The organism is Streptomyces sp. 1222.5 (assembly GCF_900105245.1).
In the GTDB taxonomy this organism is placed as follows: Bacteria; Actinomycetota; Actinomycetes; order Streptomycetales; family Streptomycetaceae; genus Streptomyces; species Streptomyces albidocamelliae.
In genome coordinates, this window is the sequence record NZ_FNSZ01000001.1 from 5,138,530 (window position 1) to 5,160,350 (window position 21,821).

At 71.9% G+C, this 21,821-nt stretch carries 17 protein-coding genes; 8 read left to right on the forward strand and 9 right to left on the reverse strand.

Annotation, left to right across the window (positions count from 1 at the left end; translation table 11 throughout):
* The first annotated feature begins 143 nt into the window (after nucleotides 1-143).
* The 3 genes from BLW57_RS23275 to BLW57_RS23285 all read left to right on the forward strand — a co-directional run bounded on the left by BLW57_RS23275 (nucleotide 144) and on the right by BLW57_RS23285 (nucleotide 2,735).
* The gene (locus tag BLW57_RS23275) at nucleotides 144-1,301 is read left to right on the forward strand and encodes an acyl-CoA dehydrogenase (protein WP_093477115.1); all 1,158 of its coding nucleotides are present in this window, start codon (nucleotides 144-146) and stop codon (nucleotides 1,299-1,301) included.
* A gap of 151 nt (nucleotides 1,302-1,452) precedes the next feature.
* Complete coding sequence (locus tag BLW57_RS23280) at nucleotides 1,453-1,827, forward strand: four-helix bundle copper-binding protein (protein WP_073901368.1); 375 nt, start codon at nucleotides 1,453-1,455, stop codon at nucleotides 1,825-1,827.
* Nucleotides 1,828-1,895: 68 nt separating this feature from the next.
* A complete protein-coding gene (locus BLW57_RS23285) occupies nucleotides 1,896-2,735 on the forward strand; it encodes a class I SAM-dependent methyltransferase (protein ID WP_093477116.1) in 840 nt (279 codons plus the stop codon).
* On the opposite strand, the gene BLW57_RS23290 is transcribed toward BLW57_RS23285, so the two are convergent.
* Nucleotides 2,732-4,048: an LCP family protein gene (locus BLW57_RS23290; protein WP_176985692.1), complete on the reverse strand. Its 1,317-nt coding sequence runs from the start codon at nucleotides 4,046-4,048 to the stop codon at nucleotides 2,732-2,734. The two genes, BLW57_RS23285 and BLW57_RS23290, sit on opposite strands and share 4 nt — an antisense overlap.
* Nucleotides 4,049-4,140: 92 nt before the next feature.
* Here BLW57_RS23290 and BLW57_RS23295 point away from each other — a divergent pair, with 92 nt between their 5' ends.
* Nucleotides 4,141-4,716 carry an acyl-CoA thioesterase gene (locus BLW57_RS23295; RefSeq protein WP_093477118.1) on the forward strand — a complete coding sequence of 192 codons (576 nt, stop codon included), beginning with the start codon at nucleotides 4,141-4,143 and terminating at the stop codon, nucleotides 4,714-4,716.
* A 179-nt stretch (nucleotides 4,717-4,895) separates the two neighbouring features.
* Entirely contained in the window at nucleotides 4,896-6,557 is a 1,662-nt protein-coding gene (locus BLW57_RS23300) for an LCP family protein (RefSeq protein ID WP_093477120.1), read from the forward strand.
* Nucleotides 6,558-6,617: 60 nt separating this feature from the next.
* On the opposite strand, the gene BLW57_RS23305 is transcribed toward BLW57_RS23300, so the two are convergent.
* Nucleotides 6,618-7,991, reverse strand: coding sequence for an LCP family protein (locus BLW57_RS23305; protein ID WP_176985962.1), 1,374 nt, complete (start codon nucleotides 7,989-7,991; stop codon nucleotides 6,618-6,620).
* Between the two features lie 280 nt (nucleotides 7,992-8,271).
* On the opposite strand from BLW57_RS23305, the gene BLW57_RS23310 reads away from it, so the two are divergent.
* Nucleotides 8,272-9,300 (forward strand): glycosyltransferase family 2 protein, encoded by a 1,029-nt coding sequence (locus BLW57_RS23310; protein ID WP_093477122.1) that lies wholly within the window; start codon nucleotides 8,272-8,274, stop codon nucleotides 9,298-9,300.
* A gap of 76 nt (nucleotides 9,301-9,376) precedes the next feature.
* Here BLW57_RS23310 and BLW57_RS23315 read toward each other — a convergent pair whose 3' ends face one another.
* From BLW57_RS23315 to BLW57_RS23330, 4 genes are all read right to left on the reverse strand, one after another.
* Entirely contained in the window at nucleotides 9,377-11,044 is a 1,668-nt protein-coding gene (locus BLW57_RS23315) for an LCP family protein (protein ID WP_093477124.1), read from the reverse strand.
* Nucleotides 11,045-11,200: 156 nt separating this feature from the next.
* Nucleotides 11,201-12,952 carry an LCP family protein gene (locus BLW57_RS23320; RefSeq protein ID WP_093477127.1) on the reverse strand — a complete coding sequence of 584 codons (1,752 nt, stop codon included), beginning with the start codon at nucleotides 12,950-12,952 and terminating at the stop codon, nucleotides 11,201-11,203.
* Nucleotides 12,953-13,183: 231 nt separating this feature from the next.
* A complete protein-coding gene (locus tag BLW57_RS23325) occupies nucleotides 13,184-14,383 on the reverse strand; it encodes an LCP family protein (protein WP_176985693.1) in 1,200 nt (399 codons plus the stop codon).
* Between the two features lie 302 nt (nucleotides 14,384-14,685).
* The gene (locus BLW57_RS23330; RefSeq protein ID WP_093477131.1) at nucleotides 14,686-15,441 is read right to left on the reverse strand and encodes a TIGR03089 family protein; all 756 of its coding nucleotides are present in this window, start codon (nucleotides 15,439-15,441) and stop codon (nucleotides 14,686-14,688) included.
* A gap of 110 nt (nucleotides 15,442-15,551) precedes the next feature.
* On the opposite strand from BLW57_RS23330, the gene BLW57_RS23335 reads away from it, so the two are divergent.
* Both BLW57_RS23335 and BLW57_RS23340 read left to right on the forward strand, forming a co-directional pair.
* Nucleotides 15,552-16,985: a peptidoglycan recognition protein family protein gene (locus BLW57_RS23335; RefSeq protein ID WP_093477132.1), complete on the forward strand. Its 1,434-nt coding sequence runs from the start codon at nucleotides 15,552-15,554 to the stop codon at nucleotides 16,983-16,985.
* Between the two features lie 176 nt (nucleotides 16,986-17,161).
* Entirely contained in the window at nucleotides 17,162-18,244 is a 1,083-nt protein-coding gene (locus tag BLW57_RS23340; protein ID WP_093477135.1) for a mannose-1-phosphate guanylyltransferase, read from the forward strand.
* 144 nt (nucleotides 18,245-18,388) lie between these two features.
* On the opposite strand, the gene BLW57_RS23345 is transcribed toward BLW57_RS23340, so the two are convergent.
* The 3 genes from BLW57_RS23345 to cofD all read right to left on the reverse strand — a co-directional run bounded on the left by BLW57_RS23345 (nucleotide 18,389) and on the right by cofD (nucleotide 21,800).
* Nucleotides 18,389-19,411, reverse strand: coding sequence for a DNA-3-methyladenine glycosylase family protein (locus BLW57_RS23345; RefSeq protein WP_093477138.1), 1,023 nt, complete (start codon nucleotides 19,409-19,411; stop codon nucleotides 18,389-18,391).
* Nucleotides 19,412-19,491: 80 nt separating this feature from the next.
* Entirely contained in the window at nucleotides 19,492-20,844 is a 1,353-nt protein-coding gene (locus BLW57_RS23350) for a coenzyme F420-0:L-glutamate ligase (protein WP_093477139.1), read from the reverse strand.
* Nucleotides 20,841-21,800 (reverse strand): 2-phospho-L-lactate transferase, encoded by a 960-nt coding sequence (gene cofD, locus BLW57_RS23355; protein ID WP_093477142.1) that lies wholly within the window; start codon nucleotides 21,798-21,800, stop codon nucleotides 20,841-20,843. Before cofD ends, BLW57_RS23350 begins: the two co-directional genes overlap by 4 nt.
* Between the last annotated feature and the right edge of the window lie 21 nt (nucleotides 21,801-21,821).

Genomic DNA, 21,821 nt, shown 5'->3' on the forward strand with positions numbered 1-21,821 from the left:
CCCGAGCATAGCCGGGCCGTCCACCGGGCAATTTCCCGCTGTCGCGTAGGTCACGTAGGCGTCCCGTCGGCGGCCCTCTAAAATTTGAGTTACTTAACGGTAATTAGCGTCAGTATCACTGTGTCTTTGGAGCGTGAGAGACCGTGGCCGGATCGGCTGACTTCGACCTGTACCGCCTGTCCGAGGAGCACGACATGCTCCGGGACGCCGTCCGCTCCCTGGTCGAGGCGAAGATCGCGCCGTACGCCGCGGCGGTCGACGAGGAGGCACGCTTCCCGCAGGAGGCGCTGGACGCCCTCGTGGCCAACGACCTGCACGCCGTGCACGTCCCCGAGGAGTACGGCGGCGCCGGCGCCGACGCGCTCGCCACCGTCATCGTGATCGAGGAGGTGGCCCGCGCGTGCGTGTCCTCCTCCCTCATCCCCGCGGTGAACAAGCTGGGCTCCCTGCCGGTGATCCTCTCCGGCTCCGAGGACCTGAAGAAGAAGTACCTCGCCCCGCTCGCCAAGGGCGAGGGGATGTTCTCGTACTGCCTCTCCGAGCCCGAGGCGGGCTCCGACGCGGCCGGCATGAAGACCAAGGCCGTCCGTGACGGCGACCACTGGATCCTGAACGGCGTGAAGCGCTGGATCACCAACGCGGGCGTCTCCGAGTACTACACGGTCATGGCCGTCACCGACCCGACGAAGCGCTCCAAGGGCATCTCCGCCTTCGTCGTCGAGAAGTCGGACCCGGGCGTCTCCTTCGGCGCCCCGGAGAAGAAGCTCGGCATCAAGGGCTCCCCGACCCGCGAGGTCTACTTCGACAACGTCCGCATCCCCGCCGACCGCATGATCGGCGAGGAGGGCACCGGCTTCGCCACGGCGATGAAGACCCTCGACCACACCCGCATCACCATCGCCGCCCAGGCGCTCGGCGTCGCGCAGGGCGCCCTCGACTACGCCAAGGGCTACGTCCAGGAGCGCAAGCAGTTCGGCAAGCCGATCGCCGACTTCCAGGGCATCCAGTTCATGCTGGCCGACATGGCCATGAAGATCGCCGCCGCCCGCGCCCTGACCTACCAGGCCGCGGCCGCCTCCGAGCGCGGCGACAGCGACCTCACCTTCCAGGGCGCGGCCGCCAAGTGCTTCGCCTCGGACGTGGCGATGGAGGTCACGACGGACGCCGTCCAGCTCCTCGGCGGGTACGGCTACACCCGCGACTACCCGGTCGAGCGCATGATGCGCGATGCGAAGATCACCCAGATCTACGAAGGCACGAACCAGGTCCAGCGGATCGTGATGGCGCGCAACCTGCCGTAGCGGCCAGGGAATCCGGACACCGGCGAGAGGCGCCCCGCGGGGCGCCTCTCGTGCGTCCGTAGGGCGGTAGGTCGACATGCGGGGCGGCACTTCCCGACGTAGGACGGAAGCACACAGGATCCGTCCAGGGTCCCTGCCGCGAGGAGGAGCCATGACCCAGTCCCAGTCCCGTTCCGGCACGATGACCGCCCTCACCCCGCAGATGCAGGAGTGCATCGCCGCCTGCATGGACTGCCACAGCATGTGCGAGGAGACCATGAGCTCCTGCATGCAGAAGGGTGGCCAGGCGCAGATGCAGGTCATGCGCGCGCTCATGGACTGCTCCGAGACGACCCGCATGTGCGCCGACATGATGATGCGGCGCTCGCCCATGGCGGCGGAGATGTGCGCGATGTGCGCGAAGGTCTGCGACATGTGCGCCGAGGCGTGTATGTCCATGCCGGACGACGAGATGATGATGCGCTGTGCCGAGGCGTGTCGCCGCTGCGCGGAGACCTGTCGCGCGATGGCGGGCGCCGGTATGTGACCGGTCCGGACGTCGGTCGAGGGCACCCCCCGGGGTGCCCTCGATCATGTGTACGGCAGGCTGGCCGCATGACGACCACCGACGCGACCGACGCCTTCGACGCCGCCGAGCGGGCCATGTGGGCGGGCCGTACCGAGGCGTACGCGCGCGGCTTCGGCCGGCTGTGCGCGCACCCGGTGCCCGCCCTGCTGGACGCGGCCGGGGTCGCGGCCGGGACGCGGGTGCTCGACGTCGGCACGGGCACCGGCACGGCGGCGCTGGCGGCGGGGGAGCGGGGCGCGCTGGTGCGGGCCGTGGACGCCGACGCCGGGATGGTGGCCGAGGCTCGCCGGCGCGGGGTCGCCGCCGAGGTCGCCGTACTGCCCGGGCTGCCCTTCGGGGACGGCGAGTTCGACGCCGTGCTCGGCAACTTCGTGCTGAACCACGTCGGCCGGCCCCGTGCCGCCCTCGCCGAGCTGCGCCGTGTGCTGCGCCCCGGCGGCCGGCTGGCCGTGACGCTGTGGGGCGCCCGGCGCGGCGCCGGGCAGGACCTGCTCGGGCGGGCCCTGGCGGCGGGCGGCGCGGTACCGCCGTCGTACCTGCCGCGGCTGGACCCCGCCGAGGACTTCGCCCGCACCCCGGACGGTCTCGCCGGCCTGCTCGCCGAGGCCGGCTTCACCGGCGCCGGGGCGGCGGAACTGGCCTGGGACCACCGGACGACCGTCGAGGAGTGGTGGGGCGGCGCGGCCGGCGGGGTCGCCACCGTGGGCCTGGTCCTGACCTCGCAGGAGGCCGGCACCGTGGCGGCGGTCCGGCGGGAGTACGAGCGGCTGTGCGCCGCCTTCGTGCCCGGGGACGCCGGGAACGCCGATGGGGAAGGACCGCTGGCCCTTCCCCATGTGGCGCTGCTCGCACGCGCGGTGCGCTAGTTGCTGGAGACGGTGACCTTCTCGTCGTTGTTCAGCTGGCTCACGAGGGTCTTCACCTTCGCCTTGTCCCAGACGAGGTTGCCGCCGGAGGAGCCGGAGATCGGCATGTTCATCGACGTGCCGTCACCGCTGTTGACGCCCTTCATCGCCCAGAACATCGAGGCCAGGTCCCACAGGCCCATGTCCTTGTCGACGATCAGGGAGTCCAGGCCCGCGCCCATGGTCGGGTAGAACTTGAACGGGTTGAGCACCGTGGACGGCGTGGCCACCTGGTGGGCCAGGGCGGCGAGGAACTTCTGCTGGTTCTTGGTGCGCTGCAGGTCCGAGGCGGCGAACGCGTGCCGGGTGCGGACGAAGGCGAGAGCCTGCTGGCCGTCCAGGGTCTGCTTGCCGCTCTTGAAGTCGGCGCCGGACCACTTGTCCTTGAAACCCTTGTCGATGTCTATGTCGACACCGCCCACCGCGTCCACGATGTTCGCGAAGCCCTGGAAGCCGATCTCCACGTAGTGGTCGATGTGCAGGCCGGTGTTGAACTCGATCGCGCGGACCAGCAGCGTCGGCCCGTCCTCGGCGTAGGCGGCGTTCAGCTTCGTGTGCCGGCCGCGCGCGGGATAGGTCTTCCCGGACGTCGACCCCTTGTACGACGGGATCTCCACGTCCGAGTCGCGCGGCAGCGAGATCAGCGTGTCGCCGTTGTCGCCGACGTGCAGGATCATCATCGAGTCCGTGCGTTTGCCCTCGGCGCCACCGGTGTGCAGCTTCTTCTCGTCCGCCTTGGACATGCCCTCACGGCTGTCCGAGCCGACGATCAGGTAGTTGGTGCCGTCGCCCGACTCCGGCCGGTCGATGACCGTCCCCAGGTCGACCTCGCGGCGCAGCTTGGAGTCGGCCCAGAAGTACGTCCCGACGGATGTGACGACCAACACGGTCGCCAGCGTGATCACCGTCCACTTGATGCGGCGCCGCCAGTTCGGGGCGGGGCGCGGAGCCCGGGTGGGCGCGCCCTGCGGCCCGCCGGGGCCGCCACCGCCGTAGACCTGGCCGGTGTTGTAGCCGCTGTCGTAGTCGTCGTGGCCGGGGCCGTCGTCGTAGCCCCGGCCGTCGACGTACGACGGCTGCTGCGGGACGCCGTTGCCGTACGGCGGTGCCGCCGGACCGGGGTCGCCGTAGCCGGAGCGCTGGCCGGGCGGTACCGCCGGGCCGCGCCGCACCTGACGCATCACGCGGGCGCCCTCCGGCTGCGAGCCGGCACTGCCGCGTCCGTAGCGCGGGCCGCGGTTGTCGTCGGACCATCCCTGGGGCCAGTCATTCATGCGGACCAGTGTGCAGGGCGCGGGTGTGTGCCTTACAAGGCCTGTCGGAAAATCAGAGCGGCGCTGTTGCCAAGCTGACACAAATTCCGCGAATGTCGCTTCGGCATAAGGTGGAGGGCATGACAGACCTGGCCACGGACACGGAAACCGACATCCCGGGCAAGCCCACGTCCGCCTCCCGCACCACGCTCAGCCACATCATGACCCACAACGACACCAACCTGCTGGGAACGGTGCACGGCGGCGTGATCATGAAGCTCGTCGACGACGCCGCGGGCGCCGTGGCCGGCCGGCACTCCGGCGGTCCCGCCGTCACCGCGTCCATGGACGAGATGGTGTTCCTGGAGCCGGTCCGCGTCGGCGATCTGGTCCATGTGAAGGCTCAGGTGAACTGGACCGGGCGGACCTCCATGGAGGTCGGTGTCCGGGTCCTCGCGGAGCGCTGGAACGAGTCGACCCCGGCCACCCAGGTCGGCTCGGCCTACCTGGTCTTCGCGGCGGTCGACGGCGACGGCAAACCGCGCAGGGTGCCGCCGGTGGTCCCGGAGACCGAGCGGGACCGCCGCCGCTACCAGGAGGCCCAGATCCGCCGCACCCACCGCCTGGCCCGCCGCCGTGCGATCCGCGAGCTGCGTGAGAAGCGCGCCGCCGAAGGCTTCCAGGACTAGTAACTGCCGTGCTTTGCAGGGGGGTTGTGCGGAAGTGGGAAGTATCACGCCTGGCTTCCGTTTGAGACCTGTGGGGATAGTGTGAGCGATCCGGTGGGCGGCCGTGCGGGCTGCCGCCGTCCTACAGGTGGAGAGTGAGGCGGGGCACTCGTCGTGTGCCCGCGACGGGGGGCTGAGGCGTGGACGCACCATTCCGTGGCAGTGGTGACGACATCGATCCCGCGGACCAGTGGGTGCTGAACCCCCGCACGGGCGAGTACGAACTGCGGCAGCCGGACCCCGCCACCGAGCGGCCGGCCGTGCCCGGCCCCCGCTCCGCGCCGGAGCCCGGACCCGCGCCCGAGCCGGTGGTGCCGGGCCGCCGCCGCACCACGGGCCGCGGACAGCGCAAGGCGAAGAAGAAGTCCACAGGCAAAAGGATTCTGCTGTGGACCGGCGGCACTCTTGCCTTCGTCCTGGTCGCGGGCGCGGGCGCCGCCTACCTGTATCTCAAACACCTCGACGACAACATCACCACCACCGACACCGCGGGCGCCACCAGCGACTCCTTCAGCAAGGACAAGGCGTTCAGCATCCTGGTGATCGGCACCGACAAGCGGACCGGCAAGGGCGACGCCGGCTACGGCGACGCCAACAGCCTCGGCCACGCGGACACCAACATCCTGCTGCACGTGTCGAAGGACCGCTCGAACGCCACCGCGCTCAGCATCCCCAGGGATCTGGTGACCGACATACCCGACTGCCCGACCAGGCAGCAGGACGGCTCCCTCAAGACCGTCCCCGGCACCCGGAACATCCGGTTCAACGAGAGCCTCGGCCAGCTCGGCCGCGACCCCGGCTGCACCGTCCGCACCGTCGAGGCGCTCGGCGACGGAGTCACGGTGAACCACTTCATGATGGCCGACTTCAACGCCGTGAAGACACTGACGACGGCCGTCGGCGGTGTCGAGGTGTGCCTGGACCACGCCGTGAAGGACAAGAAGTCGCACCTCGACCTGCCCGCCGGACCGTCGAAGGTCGAGGGCGAGCAGGCCCTGGCCTTCGTCCGCACCCGGCACAGCTGGGCGAACCAGAGCGACCTCGACCGGATCAAGGTCCAGCAGCAGTTCCTCGGCTCCCTGTTCCGCAAGATGAAGTCCGACGACACCCTGACCAGCCCGACCCGGCTCATGGGCCTCGCGGAGACGGCGACCAAGGCCCTCACCGTGGACAAGGGCATCGGCCACATCACCACCCTCAAGGACGTGGCGCTGGAGCTGAAGAAGGTGCCGCCGAAGAACATCACCTTCCTCACCCTGCCGGTCAAGGACAACCCCGCCGACGGCGCCTTCCACAAGACGGTGATCGTGGACCCCGTCCCCGCCGCGCAGATCTTCACCATGATCAAGGACGACGCCTCCTTCACCGAGGTGAAGAAGAAGCAGAAGGCGAAGGAGGCGGCCAAGCTGAAGGGGCCCCGCTCCGCCGCCGCGGACGTACGGGTCGACCTGTACAACGCCGGTGCGCCCGGCGGTTCCGCCCAGACCACCCTCGCCTGGCTCCAGACCGAGAAGGGCGTCGCCAAGGCGAGCCAGCTCGGCAACGCCGGCGCGGACCAGAAGCGGACGACGCTCCAGTACGCGCCCGCCCAGGCGGCTCAGGCCCGCGAACTGGCCGACCTGATGGGGCTGCCGGCGTCCGCGCTGAAGCCCGGCAGGAGCGAGACCAACGCCCAGGGGCTGCCCGCGATGGTGCTCAGGCTCGGCGCCGACTTCAAGGGCGCGGGCGTACCGCTCACCGGCCCGGCGAAGGCCCCGGCCGTGCCCAAGACGACGGCGGACCAGGTGAAGTGCGCCTCGTGAGCCGCCCGGCGGTGCCCGCCGCGAGGCGGACCCGCCGGGCGCCCGGCCGAGCCCCGGCTGTCAGGCCTTTCCGGAGCACACCACCTCGTTGCCCCGCACCACGTTCGTCTCCGGCTGCCCGGGGTCCTCGAACCGCACCTGGTGCACGTTCCTGAAGTCGGCCCCGACGGTCAGCTTCAGCAGCGGCCCCTGGCCGGGGACGGCCCGCAGCTCGCTGCCGGGCAGGGCCGCCGCCAGGGACAGGGCCGAGCGGTCCCACCGGGGGTCGTAGGAGATCACGGTGCGCGGCACGTGGGCGGGCGCGGTCACCGGCTGGTGGGTGGCGGCGAAGCCGGTCGCCGTCAGCGCGGCGTCGACCCGCTTGGCGAGCCCGACGGTGCCGGTGCCGTTCGCCACCTGCACCCGGATCTGCCGCGGGTCCACCTCCACCGGCGCCGGCGCGGGGCCGCGGTGCGGGCGGTCCACGGCGAGCGGCTTGTCGTCGCGCACCGAGCCGAAGAGCTTCTCCGCCTTGGCCGGGTCCCACTTCAGGGTCGAGCCGATGCCCTTGACCTGGTAGTTCAGCTGCCCGATGGGCACGGTGGTGAACTCCGAGGACGACGGGGAGAAGTTCCGCATCGCCCGCCCCAGGTCGAGCAGCTCGTCGGTGCCGAAGCCCTCGTCGGCACGGACCGAACCCAGCACCGCCCGGGTCACGTCCCGGAACCTGATCGGGTTCAGCAGCACACCCGATGACGTTGCCTTCTCGATCAGCGCCGCCAGGAACCGCTGCTGACGCTTCATCCGTCCGAGGTCGCTCGCCCCGTCGACGTGCCGGGCACGCACGTACTGCAGCGCCTGCCCGCCCATGAGGGTGTGCGTGCCGGCCGGCAGGTCGAGCCCGGTGTAGGAGTCCTTCATCGGCGTCGGCGTGCACACCTTGACGCCGCCGAGCACGTCCACGGTCCTCATGAAGCTGGTGAAGTCGACCTCCAGGTAGTGGTCGATCTTCACGTGGGTCATGTTCTCGACCGTGCGGATGGTCAGCTGGGGACCGCCCTCGGCGTAGGCCGCGTTCAGCTTGACCGGGTGCGGGCCGTGCCGCTTCCGGGAGTTCTGGTCGACGTGCTCGGGCGTCTCGGCGTAGGAGTCGCGCGGCAGGCTCACCACCGTCGCCCGGTCCCGGTCCTCCGAGATGTGCACGATCATCATGGTGTCGGTGCAGTGACACGGCGCACCCCCCAGCCGGAAGGCGCGCCGGTCCCGCTCGCTGACCTTGTCGCGGCCGTCGGTGCCGACCAGCAGGACGTTCATGCCGTGGCCGGCCCGGGGCCGGTTCTTCATGTCCTTGAACGCGTCGATCCGGGCGATGCCCGCGTCCAGGCTCGTGACGACGGCGTGCCCGATCCCGGCCGAGGCGAGCACCACGACGGAGAGCGTGGTGACCGCCCGCATGGCCCAGCGCGGCCGCCGGGGCGGCCGGACGGACCGCACGGGCCGCTCGGGCGGGCGCGGCCCCCGGCGGGGCGGCTGCGGGCGGCGCTGTGAACCGGGCACACCCCCCGCGCCTTTGGCGGTGGGGGACGGGGGCCGAGGCGGGCTGGGCAAAGGGACACCTCCGGACGAGGCCGTACGTGGGATCCGTGAGCACAGTAGGCCGATACGATCTCCAGCCCGCCGTCCCGCCCCGGCGGCGCGCACCGCTGTCCCCCGTTCGCGGTAACGTGAGCGTCCTATGAACGCCAAGTCCGACGTGCGGCTCCCCGCTGTCTCCGTGATCATGCCCGTCCTCAACGAGGAGCGGCATCTGCGCGGGGCCGTCCAAGCGATCCTCGCGCAGGAGTACGCCGGCGAGATGGAGGTCGTGATCGCCCTCGGTCCGTCCACGGACCGCACGGACGAGATCGCCGCCGAGCTCGTGGCCGACGACCCGCGTGTGCACACCGTCCCGAACCCGACCGGCCGTACGCCCGCGGCGCTGAACGCGGCGATCAAGGCATCCCGGCACCCGATCGTCGTCCGCGTCGACGGCCACGGCATGCTCTCGCCGAACTACATCGCGACCGCGGTCCGCCTCCTCGCGGAGACCGGCGCGCAGAACGTCGGCGGCATCATGCACGCCGAGGGCGAGAACGACTGGGAGCACGCGGTCGCCGCCGCCATGACCTCGAAGATCGGCGTCGGCAACGCGGCCTTCCACACCGGCGGCCAGGCCGCCCCCGCCGAGACGGTCTACCTCGGCGTCTTCCGCCGTGAGGCCCTGGAGCAGCAGGGCGGTTACAACGAGGAGTTCATCCGCGCCCAGGACTGGGAGCTGAACTTCCGCATCCGTGAGGCCGGCGGCCTGATCTGGTTCTCGCCGGAGCTGAGGGTCTCGTACCGCCCCCGGCCCTCGGTGCGCGCGCTGGCCAAGCAGTACAAGGACTACGGCCGCTGGCGGCACGTCGTCGCCCGCTACCACTCGGGCTCCATCAACCTGCGCTATCTGGCCCCGCCGACCGCGGTGTGCGCGATGGCGGCCGGCCTCCTGGTGGGCGTGGCGCTGACCCCGTGGGGTTTCGTGGTCCCCGGCGGCTACCTGGCCGCGATCGTCGCGGGCTCCCTCCCGGCGGGCAGGGGCCTGCCCCTCAAGGCGCGGCTGCAGATCCCGGTGGCCCTGGCCACCATGCACATGTCGTGGGGCTGGGGCTTCCTGACCAGCCCGCGGTCCCTGGCGCGGAAGGTCATCGCCTCCCGGCGGCCGGCGGTGGCGAACGCCGCCTGAGCGCACGGCAGCTGACGACAGGGCCCCCTTCTCCCACGAGAAGGGGGCCCTGCGTATGGCCCGGCCGAGCGCTCGGCTACCAGCGGTAGACGTCGTACACGTCCATGCACTTGGTGGTGTCCGAGCCGTTGACGGCGTCGCTGCCGTCGGGCAGGTCGCCGGCCTCGGGCGTGTCCTCCTTGGGGAAGGCCGTGCCGGTGCGCCAGTCCGCGCCGACGACGACCGTGACCCCCGACACGTCGGTCGACTGCTTCACCGCGTCCATGGGCAGCCCGAGCGCCTTGGCCACGTACTGGGCATCGCCCTTCAGGTCCGCGCTCGGGTACCGCACGACCGTCTTCTCCTCGGACAGCGTCCCCGAGGTGTCCGCGTTCGCCCTGCCGTAGCCCTTCGCGATCAGCGCCTGGGCGATCGTCGACGCCCGCTGGGGCACCGGTGCCTCGGTGGAGCTCCGGGTGGCGTTCTGCACGAGCACGCCGAGCCTGCCCGCGTCGAGCGAGGGCTCCTCGGTCGGCTTGTACTTCTTGGACTTCTTCTTCTTGTGCTTGCCGTTCTTGTCGAACGGCACGTCGTCCTGGAGCATCCGCCACACCTTGTCGGCGTTGGCCCCGTCCGGCACGACGTGGTTGCTGTCGTGCTGGTCCGGCACGTTGGGCATGGTCAGCGAGGTGACCCGGTCCGAGGGCACCTCCTTCATCTGCATGCCCAGGTCGTAGAGCTTCTTCACCGTGCCGATCTCCTCGGAGACCGTCAGCGACTTGGTGGCCGCCTCCGCGAGGTCCATCAGCCGCCCGGTGTCCGTGAACACGTTCTGCTGCCGCAGCGTGCGGATCATCGAGTTCAGGTACATGTGCTGGGCGCGGGCCCGCATCAGGTCGCTGCCCCAGGCGTGCCGGGTGCGCAGCCACTGCAGGGCCTTCTCGCCCTTCACCTTGTGCGTTCCCGCCTTCATCTTCAGGCCGGAGCCGCCGGGCACCGAGGCGGTCGGGCGGTCCCACACGTTCTGCTTCACACAGACGTCGACACCGCCGACGGCGTTGCCCATCCGCACCACGCCCGCGAAGTCGATCGTCATCCAGTGGTCGATGTAGACCCCGGTGAGGTTCTCCCAGGTGGCCAGCGTGCAACCGGCCCCGCCCCGGGCCAGGCTGACGTTGATGATGTCGTTGGTCGCCGGATAGACCTTGCCGGTGTCCGGGTCCGTGCACTTGGGGATGTCGACCCGGGTGTCGCGCGGAATGCTGACCATGGCGGCGCTCTTGCGGTCCGCGGAGAGGTGGATGAGCATCTGGACGTCCGCGAGCGGCGGGTCGCCGCGGTGGTCCCGGCTGCCGCCGAGCTTCACGTTCTCGTCGGAGTTACGGCTGTCGGAGCCGATCAGCAGGATGTTCAGCGGGGTCTGCCCGGCCGCGTTCGGCTGGGTCCGCTGCGCCTTGGAGTCGTCGGCGCTGCTGCGTCTGCCCTTGTGGATATTGCCGTTGAGATGCTCGTAGTACAGATATCCGGCGCCCGCCGTCCCGAGTATCACCACCGCCAGCACGGTCGCCGACCAGCGCAGCGCGCGCCGTCCGCGTCGCGGCCGATCGGCCCTCGGCCCGCCGCCCGGCCCCCCGCCGGTACGACGTCCCGAGCCCGCCGACGCATCCGCCTGCGGCACGGGCGACTTCGCGCCGTCGACCGCAGGCGCCTCCCCGCGCACCTCGCTCTGCGCCAATCTCCCTGCCCTCCCCACCCTTGCGCCCATGCAATGGGCCCGTCACGCGCCCAGTTAGACGCACGACGGGCCCATTGGGTTACCTACGAGGCGCACCTCATCTGCAAGTCATCGCACAGGATACGCATTCCTGTGAATTCCACTCGATCTGTGAATGCGAAAAAACCCGTCTCCGTTCGGTCACGCCTATTGCGCGCACTGCACCTTGTCCGCCGTCGACTTGTCGACGTCCGGTGCCTTCGTCGCGGGCGTGAGGGAGACACCCGCACCCTTGAAGTCCTTGCCGAGGGTCAGCGTCATCGCCGGCAGCCCCTGGGAGTTGGTCACGCTCTTGCCCGGCTTCAGAGCGGAGCCGGAAAGCCCCATGACGGCGGCCAGCTTGCGTGCCTGGGCGGCCTGGTCGGGCGCGTACTCCAGCTGCGTCTTGGCCAGTTCGGCAGGCGCGTTGCCGGCGTTCTCCGACTTGGAGATGCCCTCGTCGTTCTGCAGCCAGTTGAGCGCCGCCTGGGCGCTGCCCGACGCCGCACCGCCGTTGAGGATGCGCACCCGCACCTCGGAGGCGGGCGCCTTGGTGCCCTTCAGCCGCGCGGCCTGGGCGTCCTTCGCGGCCTTCGCCTTCTTCTTCACGTCGCTGAAAGAGACGTCGTCCTTGATCGCCTGGAAGACCGCGGGAGCCTTCCCCTCGTTGAGGACGACCGTGGTCTTGACCTTCTCGGCCGGGTTGTCCACGACCGGCACCGTGGTGAAGGTCAGGTTCTTCGGATTGAGCTTGCCCAGCTCCATCCCGAGGTCCTTCAGCTTCCCGATGCTGTCCAGTTTGTCGTCGACGGTCAGCGCCTTGGTGCCGGCCTCCGCCAGCTTCAGCATCTTGCCCGGGCTGGTGAGCGTGTCGTTGGAACTGAGCTTGCGCATCAGCGCGCTGAGGAACTGCTGCTGAAGGCCGATACGGCTCAGGTCGCCGCCGAAGCCCACGGAGTGCCGGGTCCGCACGAAGGCCAGCGCCTGCTCGCCCGAGATGTTGTGCGTGCCCTTCGACAGTTTCAGGTGCGAGTCGGCGTCGTCGATGTCCTTGCCCAGGCACACCTCGACCCCGCCGACCGCCGTGGTCAGCGTCTTGACCGCGTTGAAGTCGGCGACCATGAAGTCGTCGGGCTTGATGCCGGTCAGCTCGGTCACCGTGCGCATGGTGCAGCTCGGCGTACGGTCGTACTGACCGAGGCTCGTGTTGAACCGGGCGCTCGGCGTGCCCTTGATGACCTTGCTGCTGCCGTCCTCCTGCTGGGTCGGGCAGTCCGGGACGTCGACGATCAGGTCGCGCGGGATGCTGAGCGCGGTCGCGTTGGAGCGGTCCTTGGAGACGTGCAGCAGGATGTTGGTGTCCGCGTGACCGACGCTGCCGGCGTCGCCGTAGCCCTCGTTGCCCTTGCCGGTCCGCTTGTCGGTGCCGATCAGCAGGATGTTGATCGCCTCGTCCTTGCGGAAACCGCCCGTGCTCGCGCCGTCGTCGGAGATGGACGTGATGTTGCCGTTCAGGTGCCTGATGTAGAGGTACCCGGCGGCGGTCACGGCGACCAGCACGAACGCCATGGTCCCGCCGGTCCACAGCAGGGCCTTCTTGGCCTTCGACTTCTTCTTCACCGGCCGCCGGGCCGCGCGCCGCCCCTGCGGCGCCTCCGGCTCGGGGCCCTTGCGCCGGTTGCGCGGCGGTGGCACGTCCCCCGGGCGCACCCGGCTCATCTCACGTGTGCCACCGGGTTTCGCGTCGTTGCGACGGCGCGGTGCGCCGCCGCTGTCCCGGGCGGGTCTCCGGGGGCCGGGGACCGGCGACTGCGCTGCGGAAGGGCTCAGTCGCAGTTCGTATTCGCCGGTGTTCGGATTGAGTACCCACTGGTCTGCGGGGTCGATGTGCTCCGCCCGCCCACGGCCTTGCGCGTCCACGGTTGTCCGAATCCTCCGTCGGGGCCACGCGGCGCCTTCCCCCTCCAAGGCGCTCGGGTCTCGGTGAATCGGTGCGCGACCGCAGGACGGACCTCGTGGTCGGGTGCACCGGATCGCTCACACTATCCGCCCAGTTCAGCGTCGGGCGACGCCGGTGACAAATTCGACGTCCCTACAACCGGGCAATCCACCTCATTTTCTGAACGGAAGTTCGTCGTCTTGGTGAACCCCTTACTCGCACGCGTGCTCGGCGGCGGTGTTCCCGCTGAAGGTGGGGGCGGGAGAGGCGCCGCTCGCGGTGCCGTCCTGTGCGCCCGTTCCGGGGGCGTCTTCCGGGAGATCCCGGGCCACGGCCACCGGCTGGTCGGCCCGCAGCCGCGTGAACAGCTTCTCCGCCGCCGGCTCCACGAGTTGATCACGGTTGGCGTTGTGGACGTACGACTCCCTCGGCACCGTCAGGAACTGCACACGTTCGGTGGGGATGTCACGCAGCCCGCGCACCAACTGGTACAAGCCACGCAGACTGGCCAGTTCCGGGTCCGTGGTCAGCGAGGAGGTCGCCGCGTCCAGCACCGGATACAGCTTCACCGGGTTGAGCAGGACGTCGTTGCCCTGCACCTTGTCGACGAGTGCGCCGAGGAACAGCTGCTGCCGCTCCATCCGCTCGGTGTCGCTGCCGTTCCCGAGCGACTTGCGCGCCCGTACGTACCCGAGCGCCTGCTCCCCGTCGAGGGTGACCCGGCCGGCGGGCAGCTTCAGCTTGGCCGCCTTGTCGTCGACGGGTTCCTTCAGGCACACCTGCACCCCGTCGACGGCGTCCACCATCTCCTTGAACCCGCTGAAGTCCACGACCATGTGATGGTCGACGCGGATGCCCGTCAGTTTCTCGACGGTGCGGATCGTGCACGCGGAACCGCCCACCTGGAACGCGTGATTGAACATCGCGAACGCCGGCCGGCTGCGGCTGCCGTCCGGCCGGCGGCAGCCGGGGACGTCCACCATCAGGTCCCGGGGCAGCGAGACGGCGGTGGCGCTGCGCCGGTCGGCGGCCAGGTGCAGCAGGATCGTCGTGTCCGACCGCTCGCTGCCCAGGTCCCGGCCGTACTCGTCGTTGCCGTCCCCGGCCCGGGTGTCGGAGCCGATCAGCAGGATGTTCTGGGCGCCCCGCACCAGCGCGGTGGGCCGTTCCCGCTCGTACCGGGCGAGCTCGGCGGCGGCCGCCTCGTCGGGTGTGATGTTGGCGTTGAGCTTGGCGTAGACGGCCCAGCCGGCTCCCGCGGACGCCACGACGAGCACGGCGAGCGCGAGTGCCGAGCCCTTCAGCCAGCGCCGTCTGCGCCGCCCCAGCAGTCCGTCACCGGTGGCAGTGGACCCGGGGCCGGGACCGAGGGGCTGACCTGCGGGTTCGGTCACGACCGGGCACCCCCTCATGGCGTACGGGCGTCATGTGCTGCTCCTACGACCATGGCGGGGGGAGGGGAGCGGGAGCGCCCTTTGTTACTCCGTTCGGGGGACCGCTGCCCGGCCCGGGCGCGGGGCCGCCCGGGTGAGCGCCGCCGCGCCGCGCGGGTGTACGCCCGCACAGGGGCACCTGCGTCCGTCGCCCGCACCGGGCACTCGGATCGGTCGCCCCCACGGGCACTCGGGGCACTCGGGGCGGTCGTCCCCGCCGGGCGTCCGGGTGGGTCGCCCCCACCGGACGCCCTCGTCCGCGCACGGGCCCGGCGCTCCTCTCAGCGGCGTACCGCGGTCACCCGCTCACTCTCGATCCGCTTGGCGAGCGCGTCCACGTCCAGCCGGTCGAGGTGGCGGCACAGCACCACGGACCCGCCGACGGCGAGCGGCGCGTACAACCCCGCGGCCAGTCCCTCCCACGTGTCGTACGAGAGCCCCGAGAGCAGCCGGGAACCGGGACCCGTCAGGTCCAGCGCCGGCGCCTCCGCCGCGGCCCGTTCCACGACCTCGGCCCCGCTGAACTCCCGGCCGGCGACGATCAGCGCGGCGTCCTCCGCGTCCACCGGAGCGAACGGTGCGAACCGGTCGCCCTGGCCCGGCACTTCCACGGCGTAGTCGGCGAACCCGGCGGGCGTCCGCGGGAAGCGCCCGCCCAACGGCCGTAGCGCCAGGGCCACTCGCTCGCCGGTGCAGGCGAGCGCGGCGTCGAGCGAGTCGGGCCCGCTGACCACCACGTCGGCCGCCGCCGGGTCCCCGCCGACGCCCGCGACCGCGCCCACCGAGGAGCAGGCCAGCAGCCACACCGCCGTCTGCCAGTGCGCGGGCAGCAGCAGCGCGACCCGGTCACCGGGCCCGGCGGCCAGGTCGCCCTGGAGGAGGTTGGCGGTCTTGGCCACCCAATTGGCGAAGGTGGCCACGGACAGTTCGACGCGTTCACCCGTGGCGTCGTCGTAGAAGGTCACCAGAGGGCGGCCGGGGTCCGCGGCGAGCGCGGAAGTCAGCAGGTCGGCAGGGGTGCGATCGGTGGCGTTCACCCGGGACAGGGTACGCGCGGGCCGACGTGCCCACCGAGCGCCGGGCCACCGGTTCGGCGGAACGACTCCCGACGGTCCGTCAGTTCCCGGTTGGACACATATCGATGGATATGTCCAGGATCATGGCCATGCGTGGATTCCTGACTTCGTCCCCCGGTGCCTCCCCGGCCGTCGCCGCGTCGATCGGTGTCGCCTGCGCGGCGGCCCTCGCGCTCCCGCTCGCCCTGCCCACGCCCGCGGCCGCCGCCGGGCGGTCCGCGCGCGATTCCGCCACCGCATGGGCCGCCGGTACGGGCCTGCCGGCCGGGTCCCCGGTCCCGGGGAGCACCCGCTCACTGCCGCTGGTCCCCCTGACCCGCGACCGCGTCCTCGGCACGGCCCCGGAGCAGGGCCTGTACCGCGCGGGCGTCGAGCACTTCTCGCTGGTCGGGGTCGTCTGGGACGACCCCGACACCGAACTGCACGGCCGGGTCCAGGTGCGCACCCGGTCCACGGCGACGGGGAAGTGGTCCGGCTGGCAGGACGTCGAGACCCACAACGGCGAGCACGGCGCCGACCCGGGCACCGCCGAACGCACCTCCCGGCATGTGCGCGGGGCCACCGCGCCGCTGTGGGTCGGCGACTCGGACGGGGTGGACCTCCGGGTCCGCGCGGACCTCGCGGGCGACGCGGGCGCCCGGACCGGCCAGGGCGGCGGGCCGTGGCTCGTCCTGCCGTCGGGGATGCGCCTGGAACTCGTCGACCCCGGACGGGAGGCACCGCCGCTCGGCCCGCCCGCCGACGCGTCCCGCACCGGCCCGGACGCCGACGAGGCGATCGCCGCCTCGGCCGCCAACACCGACATCACCGGATTCGGCGCCACCGAGATCCCCGAGCTGAGCCGGTGGGCCACCGAGCGGGAGCTCGCCCGGTTGCAGGGACCGGTGGGGGCGAAGCCGTACGTCGGGGCGCGCCCGAAGATCGTCACACGCCGGGGCTGGGGCGCCGACGAGTCACTGCGCGAGCGCGGGTTCGTCTACACGAAGAAGGTCAAGGCGGCCTTCGTGCACCACACGGCCTCGGGCAACAAGTACACGTGCGCCCAGGCCCCCTCGGTCATCCGCGGTATCTACCGCTATCACGTCAAGAGCATGGGCTGGCGGGACATCGGCTACAACTTCGTCGTCGACAAGTGCGGAAGCATCTACGAGGGCCGGGCCGGCGGAGTGACCAAGGCGGTCCTGGGCGCGCACACCCTCGGCTTCAACAGCAACAGCATGGGCATCGCCGTGATCGGCACCTACGGCGCGAGCAAGCCGTCCGGGGCGGCGGTGACGGGGATCGCCCGGCTCACCGCCTGGAAGCTCGGACTCTTCGGGGCGGATCCTCGCGGAAAGACATATCTCACCTCGGGCGGTGGCAATCTCTACCCCAAGGGGAAGAACGTACGACTGCACGTGATCTCCGGCCATCGGGACGGCTTCGCCACCGACTGCCCGGGCAAGTCGCTCTACGCCAAACTCGGCACCGCCCGTTCCAGCGCGGCGCGCTACCAGGGGCGCTGAGGAACCGGGGGGCCGTTCGGGTGCCGCTCCGGGCCGGCCGGGGGAATCCGCCCGCCCGTTCCGCGGGGCACCGCGTGGCCACCGGGGGCGTCGTCGCACGGTCTGCATACACTGACCGGCCGATACGAGTAGCAACGAGTAGTCCGGCCGGTCCCGGCAGGAAGCAGAGACGACAGGTGACAGAAGCGATCCTCCTGGTCGGCGGCAAAGGCACCCGGCTGCGCCCGCTCACGGTGCACACTCCCAAGCCCATGGTCCCGGCCGCCGGGGTGCCGTTCCTCACCCACCAGCTGGCGAGAGCCAGAGCGGCGGGCGTCGAGCACATCGTCCTCGCGACGAGCTACCTCGCCGAGGTCTTCGAGCCCTACTTCGGCGACGGCGCCGCCCTCGGGCTGCACATCGAGTACGTCACCGAGGAGGAGCCCCTCGGCACGGGCGGAGCGATCCGCAACGTGGCCTCGCGGCTGCACTCGGGCCCCGACGACCCGGTGCTGATCTTCAACGGCGACATCCTGACGGGCCTGGACATCCGGGCGCTGGTCGGCACCCACGAGTCGACCGGCGCGGACGTCTCCCTGCACCTGACCAAGGTGACGGACCCGCGCGCCTACGGGCTGGTCCCGACCGACGGCACGGGCCGTGTCCTCGCCTTCCTGGAGAAGCCGCAGACGCCCGAGGAGATCGTCACCGACCAGATCAACGCGGGGGCCTACGTCTTCCGCCGCTCGGTCATCGACACCATCCCCGCCGGCCGTCCGGTCTCCGTGGAACGCGAGACGTTCCCCGAGCTCCTCGCCGCCGGCGCCCATCTCCAGGGCATGGTCGACTCCACGTACTGGCTGGATCTCGGCACCCCGGCGGCCTTCGTCCGCGGCTCGGCCGACCTGGTCCTCGGGCGCGCCCCGTCCCCGGCCGTGCCCGGCCGCTGCGGCGACCGCCTGGTCCTGCCCACGGCCACCGTCGCCCCGGACGCGAAACTCACCGGTGGCACGGTGGTCGGCGAGGGCGCGTTCGTGGCGAAGGGCGCCCGCGTCTTCGGTTCGACCATCCTGCCCGGCGCCGTCATCGAACCCGGAGCGGTCATCACCGACTCCCTCATCGGCAGCCGCGCGCGCGTCGGCGAACGCACGGTCCTCACCGGCACCGTCGTCGGCGACGGCGCGGTCGTGGGCGCCGACAACGAGCTCCGCGAGGGGGTACGGGTCTGGTGCGACGCCCGCATCCCGGCGGGCGCGGTGCGGTTCTCCTCCGACCAGTAGCTCACCGGCGGCTCCGCCGGAGGCGGGTTCCGCCACGGCGGAACCCGCGGCCGTCCGTCGGCAGCTCGCGCAGTTCCCCGCGCTCCTGGGGAACTGCGGCCGACGCCCGCCGCCACAGCGTCCCGCACCCCGGCCCGCGGTGCCTCAGATCAGCCCGATGTCCCACCGGGGCATCTTCGGCGCCCGCCGAGCCGGGACGCGCCCGCTCAGCAGGATCAGCCGGGCCGCCCGGTGCCGCTGCCCGGCGTACGGTTCGAGCAGGCGCAGCATCTCCGCGTCGTCGGCGTCCCGGTTCCCGGCCAGCGCCCAGCCCACGATCCCGGGCAGGTGCAGATCTCCGACGGTCACCGAGTCCGGCGCGCCGTGACTGCGCTGCACGACCTCCGCAGACGTCCACGGTCCGATCCCGGGGACGACCTCCAGCCGTGCCTGCGCCTCGACCGCCGGCATCCCCACCGCCTGCTCCAGCCGCGCGGCGACCCGCACGGCACGCAGGATCGTCGAGGCCCGCTTGTCGTCGACGCCCGCCCGGTGCCACTCCCAGGAGGGGATCAGCGCCCAGGCGCGCGGCGCGGGCATCACCCACATCGGGCGTTCCCCCGTCCCCGCGGGCCCCGGCGCCGGCTCGCCGAACCTCCGTACGAGGAGCCGCCACGCCCGGTACGCCTCGTCGGTCGTGACCTTCTGTTCGAGGACCGAGGGGATCAGCGACTCCAGTACCAGCCCCGTCCGCGTCAGCCGCAGTCCCGGCCGCCGGTGCCGTGCCGTCGCCACCGCCCGGTGCCGCGGTACGAAGGCGTCCGGATCGTCGGCCGCGCCGAGCAGGTCCGGCAGCCGGTCCAGCAGCCACTCCGCACCGGGCCCCCACGCCTCGCCGAGCACCTCGCCGCCGTGGCCCCGCACCCGCAGGGTGCCCGGTCCGGCGGGTGTGCGGGTGGCCCGCCACACGGACCCGTCCGGCAGGGCCCGGAACGTCGGATCGGCAGGACCGCGCCGGAGCGGTCCGAGCACCAGCCCGAGATCGAGCGGCCCGTCGGGCGTCCAGCGCCGGACCCGGGGCGGCGGCGCCGCCTGCCGCGGTATGCCGGCAGCGGCTGCCGCGGGTACGCCGACGTGTCCGCCGCGCACGGTCGTACGCGTGGGACGCGGAGCGAAACGTCCTGCCACTGGTGAGGTCCTAGAGGTGCCGGGGCTGTCCTACGAGACTAGGCGGTCGCCGGGGGAGCCGGACGGAGGTCCGCCGGAACTCACCGCGTCTCGATGAACGCCCCCGCGTCCCGCTGCGGCCGCGGCCGCGGATCCTCCGCCGGGTGACCGACCGCCACCGCGCCCATGGGATCCCAGCCGGCCGGCAGCCCGAGCACCTCGCGCACCACGTCCCGGCAGAACATCGTGGACGACACCCACGCCGAGCCCAGCCGCTCCCCGGCCAGCGCGACCAGGAAGTTCTGTACGCCCGCGCCCGCCGCGACGACGAACATCTCCCGCTCGGCGGCGTCCCGCCGGGCGTCCCCGTAGTGGTGCGAGCCGTCCATGACGAGGCAGGGCACGACGAGGTACGGCGCGTTGCGCAGGACGTCGCCGCGGCGGACGCGCTTGGCGACGGACTCCTCGCTCTTGCCGTCGCCCCGCAGGTCGGCGATCCAGGCGTCCCGCATCGCGTCCAGCAGCCGGGTCCGTGAGCCGGCCGACTCCAGCAGCACGAACCGCCAGGGCGTGGTGTGGTGCGGAGCGGGGGCGGTGACCGCCGCCGCCACCGCGCGCCGTACCGCGCCGGGGTCGACGGGTTCGTCGGTGAAGGCCCGTACGGTGCGCCGCCGGGTCACCGCCTCGCGGACCGCCTCGGAGGTGCCGAGCCGGAACATGTCGTCCCGCGCGGAGCGCACCAGTGCCCGCGCACCTCCGTCGCCCTGCTGTCCGGCACCGTCCGCGCCGTCCGCACCCTCCGTGCCGGTCGTGTCGTGCACGACGTGGGGCAGTCCGCGCACCACCGCGACCGGCCGCCCGGCCGCCTTGCCCTTGACCAGGTCGCCGGCCGCGGCCAGTTCGTCCGCCGTGGCCACCACGGTCGCGCTCAGCGGATTGCCGTGCGCGTCCACGCCCCCGCGCAGATCGTCGAGCACGCGCACCCCGGCGGAGCCGATCGCCACGTCCGTGAGCCCCGCGCGCCAGGGTCGCCCGAAGGTGTCGGTGACGAGGACCCCGACGTTGACACCGAGGGCGTCGCGCAGGCCGGCGCGGATCGCGCGGGCGGAGGCGTCCGGGTCCTCCGGAAGCAGCAGCACGGTCCCGGCGGGCGTGTTGGAGGCGTCGACCCCGGCGGCGGCCATGACCAGGCCCTGCCGGTTCTCCACGATGCGCAGCGTGCCGCGGCGGGCGACGACCCGGACGGTCTCGGCGTCGATGGCCGCCTCCCGGTCGGCCGCCCGCACGACGCGGCCCTCGGCCTTGGACACGATCTTGGAGGTGACGAGCAGCACGTCCCCGTCGGCGAGCCCCGGCGCGGCGGCGGCGATCAGCTTGGCCAGGTCGTCGCCCGGCTGCACCTCGGGGATGCCCGTCAGGGCCCGGACCGTGAACTCCGGGTGCCGCTCGCTCACGCGCCCCGCACCTCCTCGGCCAGCGTCAGCGCCTCCCGCGCCATCTGCGCGGTGGCGTCGAGGTCGGTCATCATCAGCGGTACGGCCCGGCAGCGGATGCCGTCGGCCTCGACCCGCTCGACCACGCCCGCGTCCACCGTGTCGACCAGCCAGCCGTCCAGCAGGCCCGAGCCGTAGTGCTCGGCGACCGCGGCGGCGGTCGACTCGACGCCGACCGCGGCGAGCACCTTGTCGGCCATCCCGCGCACGGGTGCGTCGCCGACGATCGGGGACAGGCCGACCACGGGCACGCCCGCTTCCGCGATGGCCTCACGGACACCGGGCACGGCGAGGATCGTGCCGATGGAAACGACCGGGTTGGACGGTGGGAAGAGGATGACGTCGGCCTCCGCGACGGCCTCCAGCACGCCCGGGGCCGGCACGGCCCGCTCGGCGCCGACCGGTACCACGGCGTGCGCGGGCACGGAGGCGCGCAGCCGCACCCAGTACTCCTGGAAGTGGACGGCCTTGCGCTCGCCGTCGACCTCGACGGCCACGTGCGTCTCGACGCGGTCGTCCGTCATCGGGATCAGCTTCACGCCCGGCTTCCAGCGGTCGCACAGCGCCTCGGTGACCGCGCTCAGCGGATAGCCGGCGCCCAGCATCTGCGTCCGCACGATGTGCGTCGCGAAGTCGCGGTCGCCCAGCCCGAACCAGTCCGGGCCGACGCCGTAGGAAGCCAGTTCCTCCTTGAGGTGGAAGGTCTCGTCGGCCCGTCCCCAGCCCTGCTCCTGGTTGATGCCGCCGCCGAGCGTGTACATCACCGTGTCCAGGTCCGGGCAGACCTTGAGCCCGAAGAGGTGGATGTCGTCGCCGGTGTTGCCGATCACGGTGATGTCCGCGTCCGGCGCGGCCTGCTTCAGACCACGCAGGAACCGGGCACCACCGATGCCGCCTGCCAGAACCACAATGCGCATGCGCCAAGTCTGGCAGGCGCT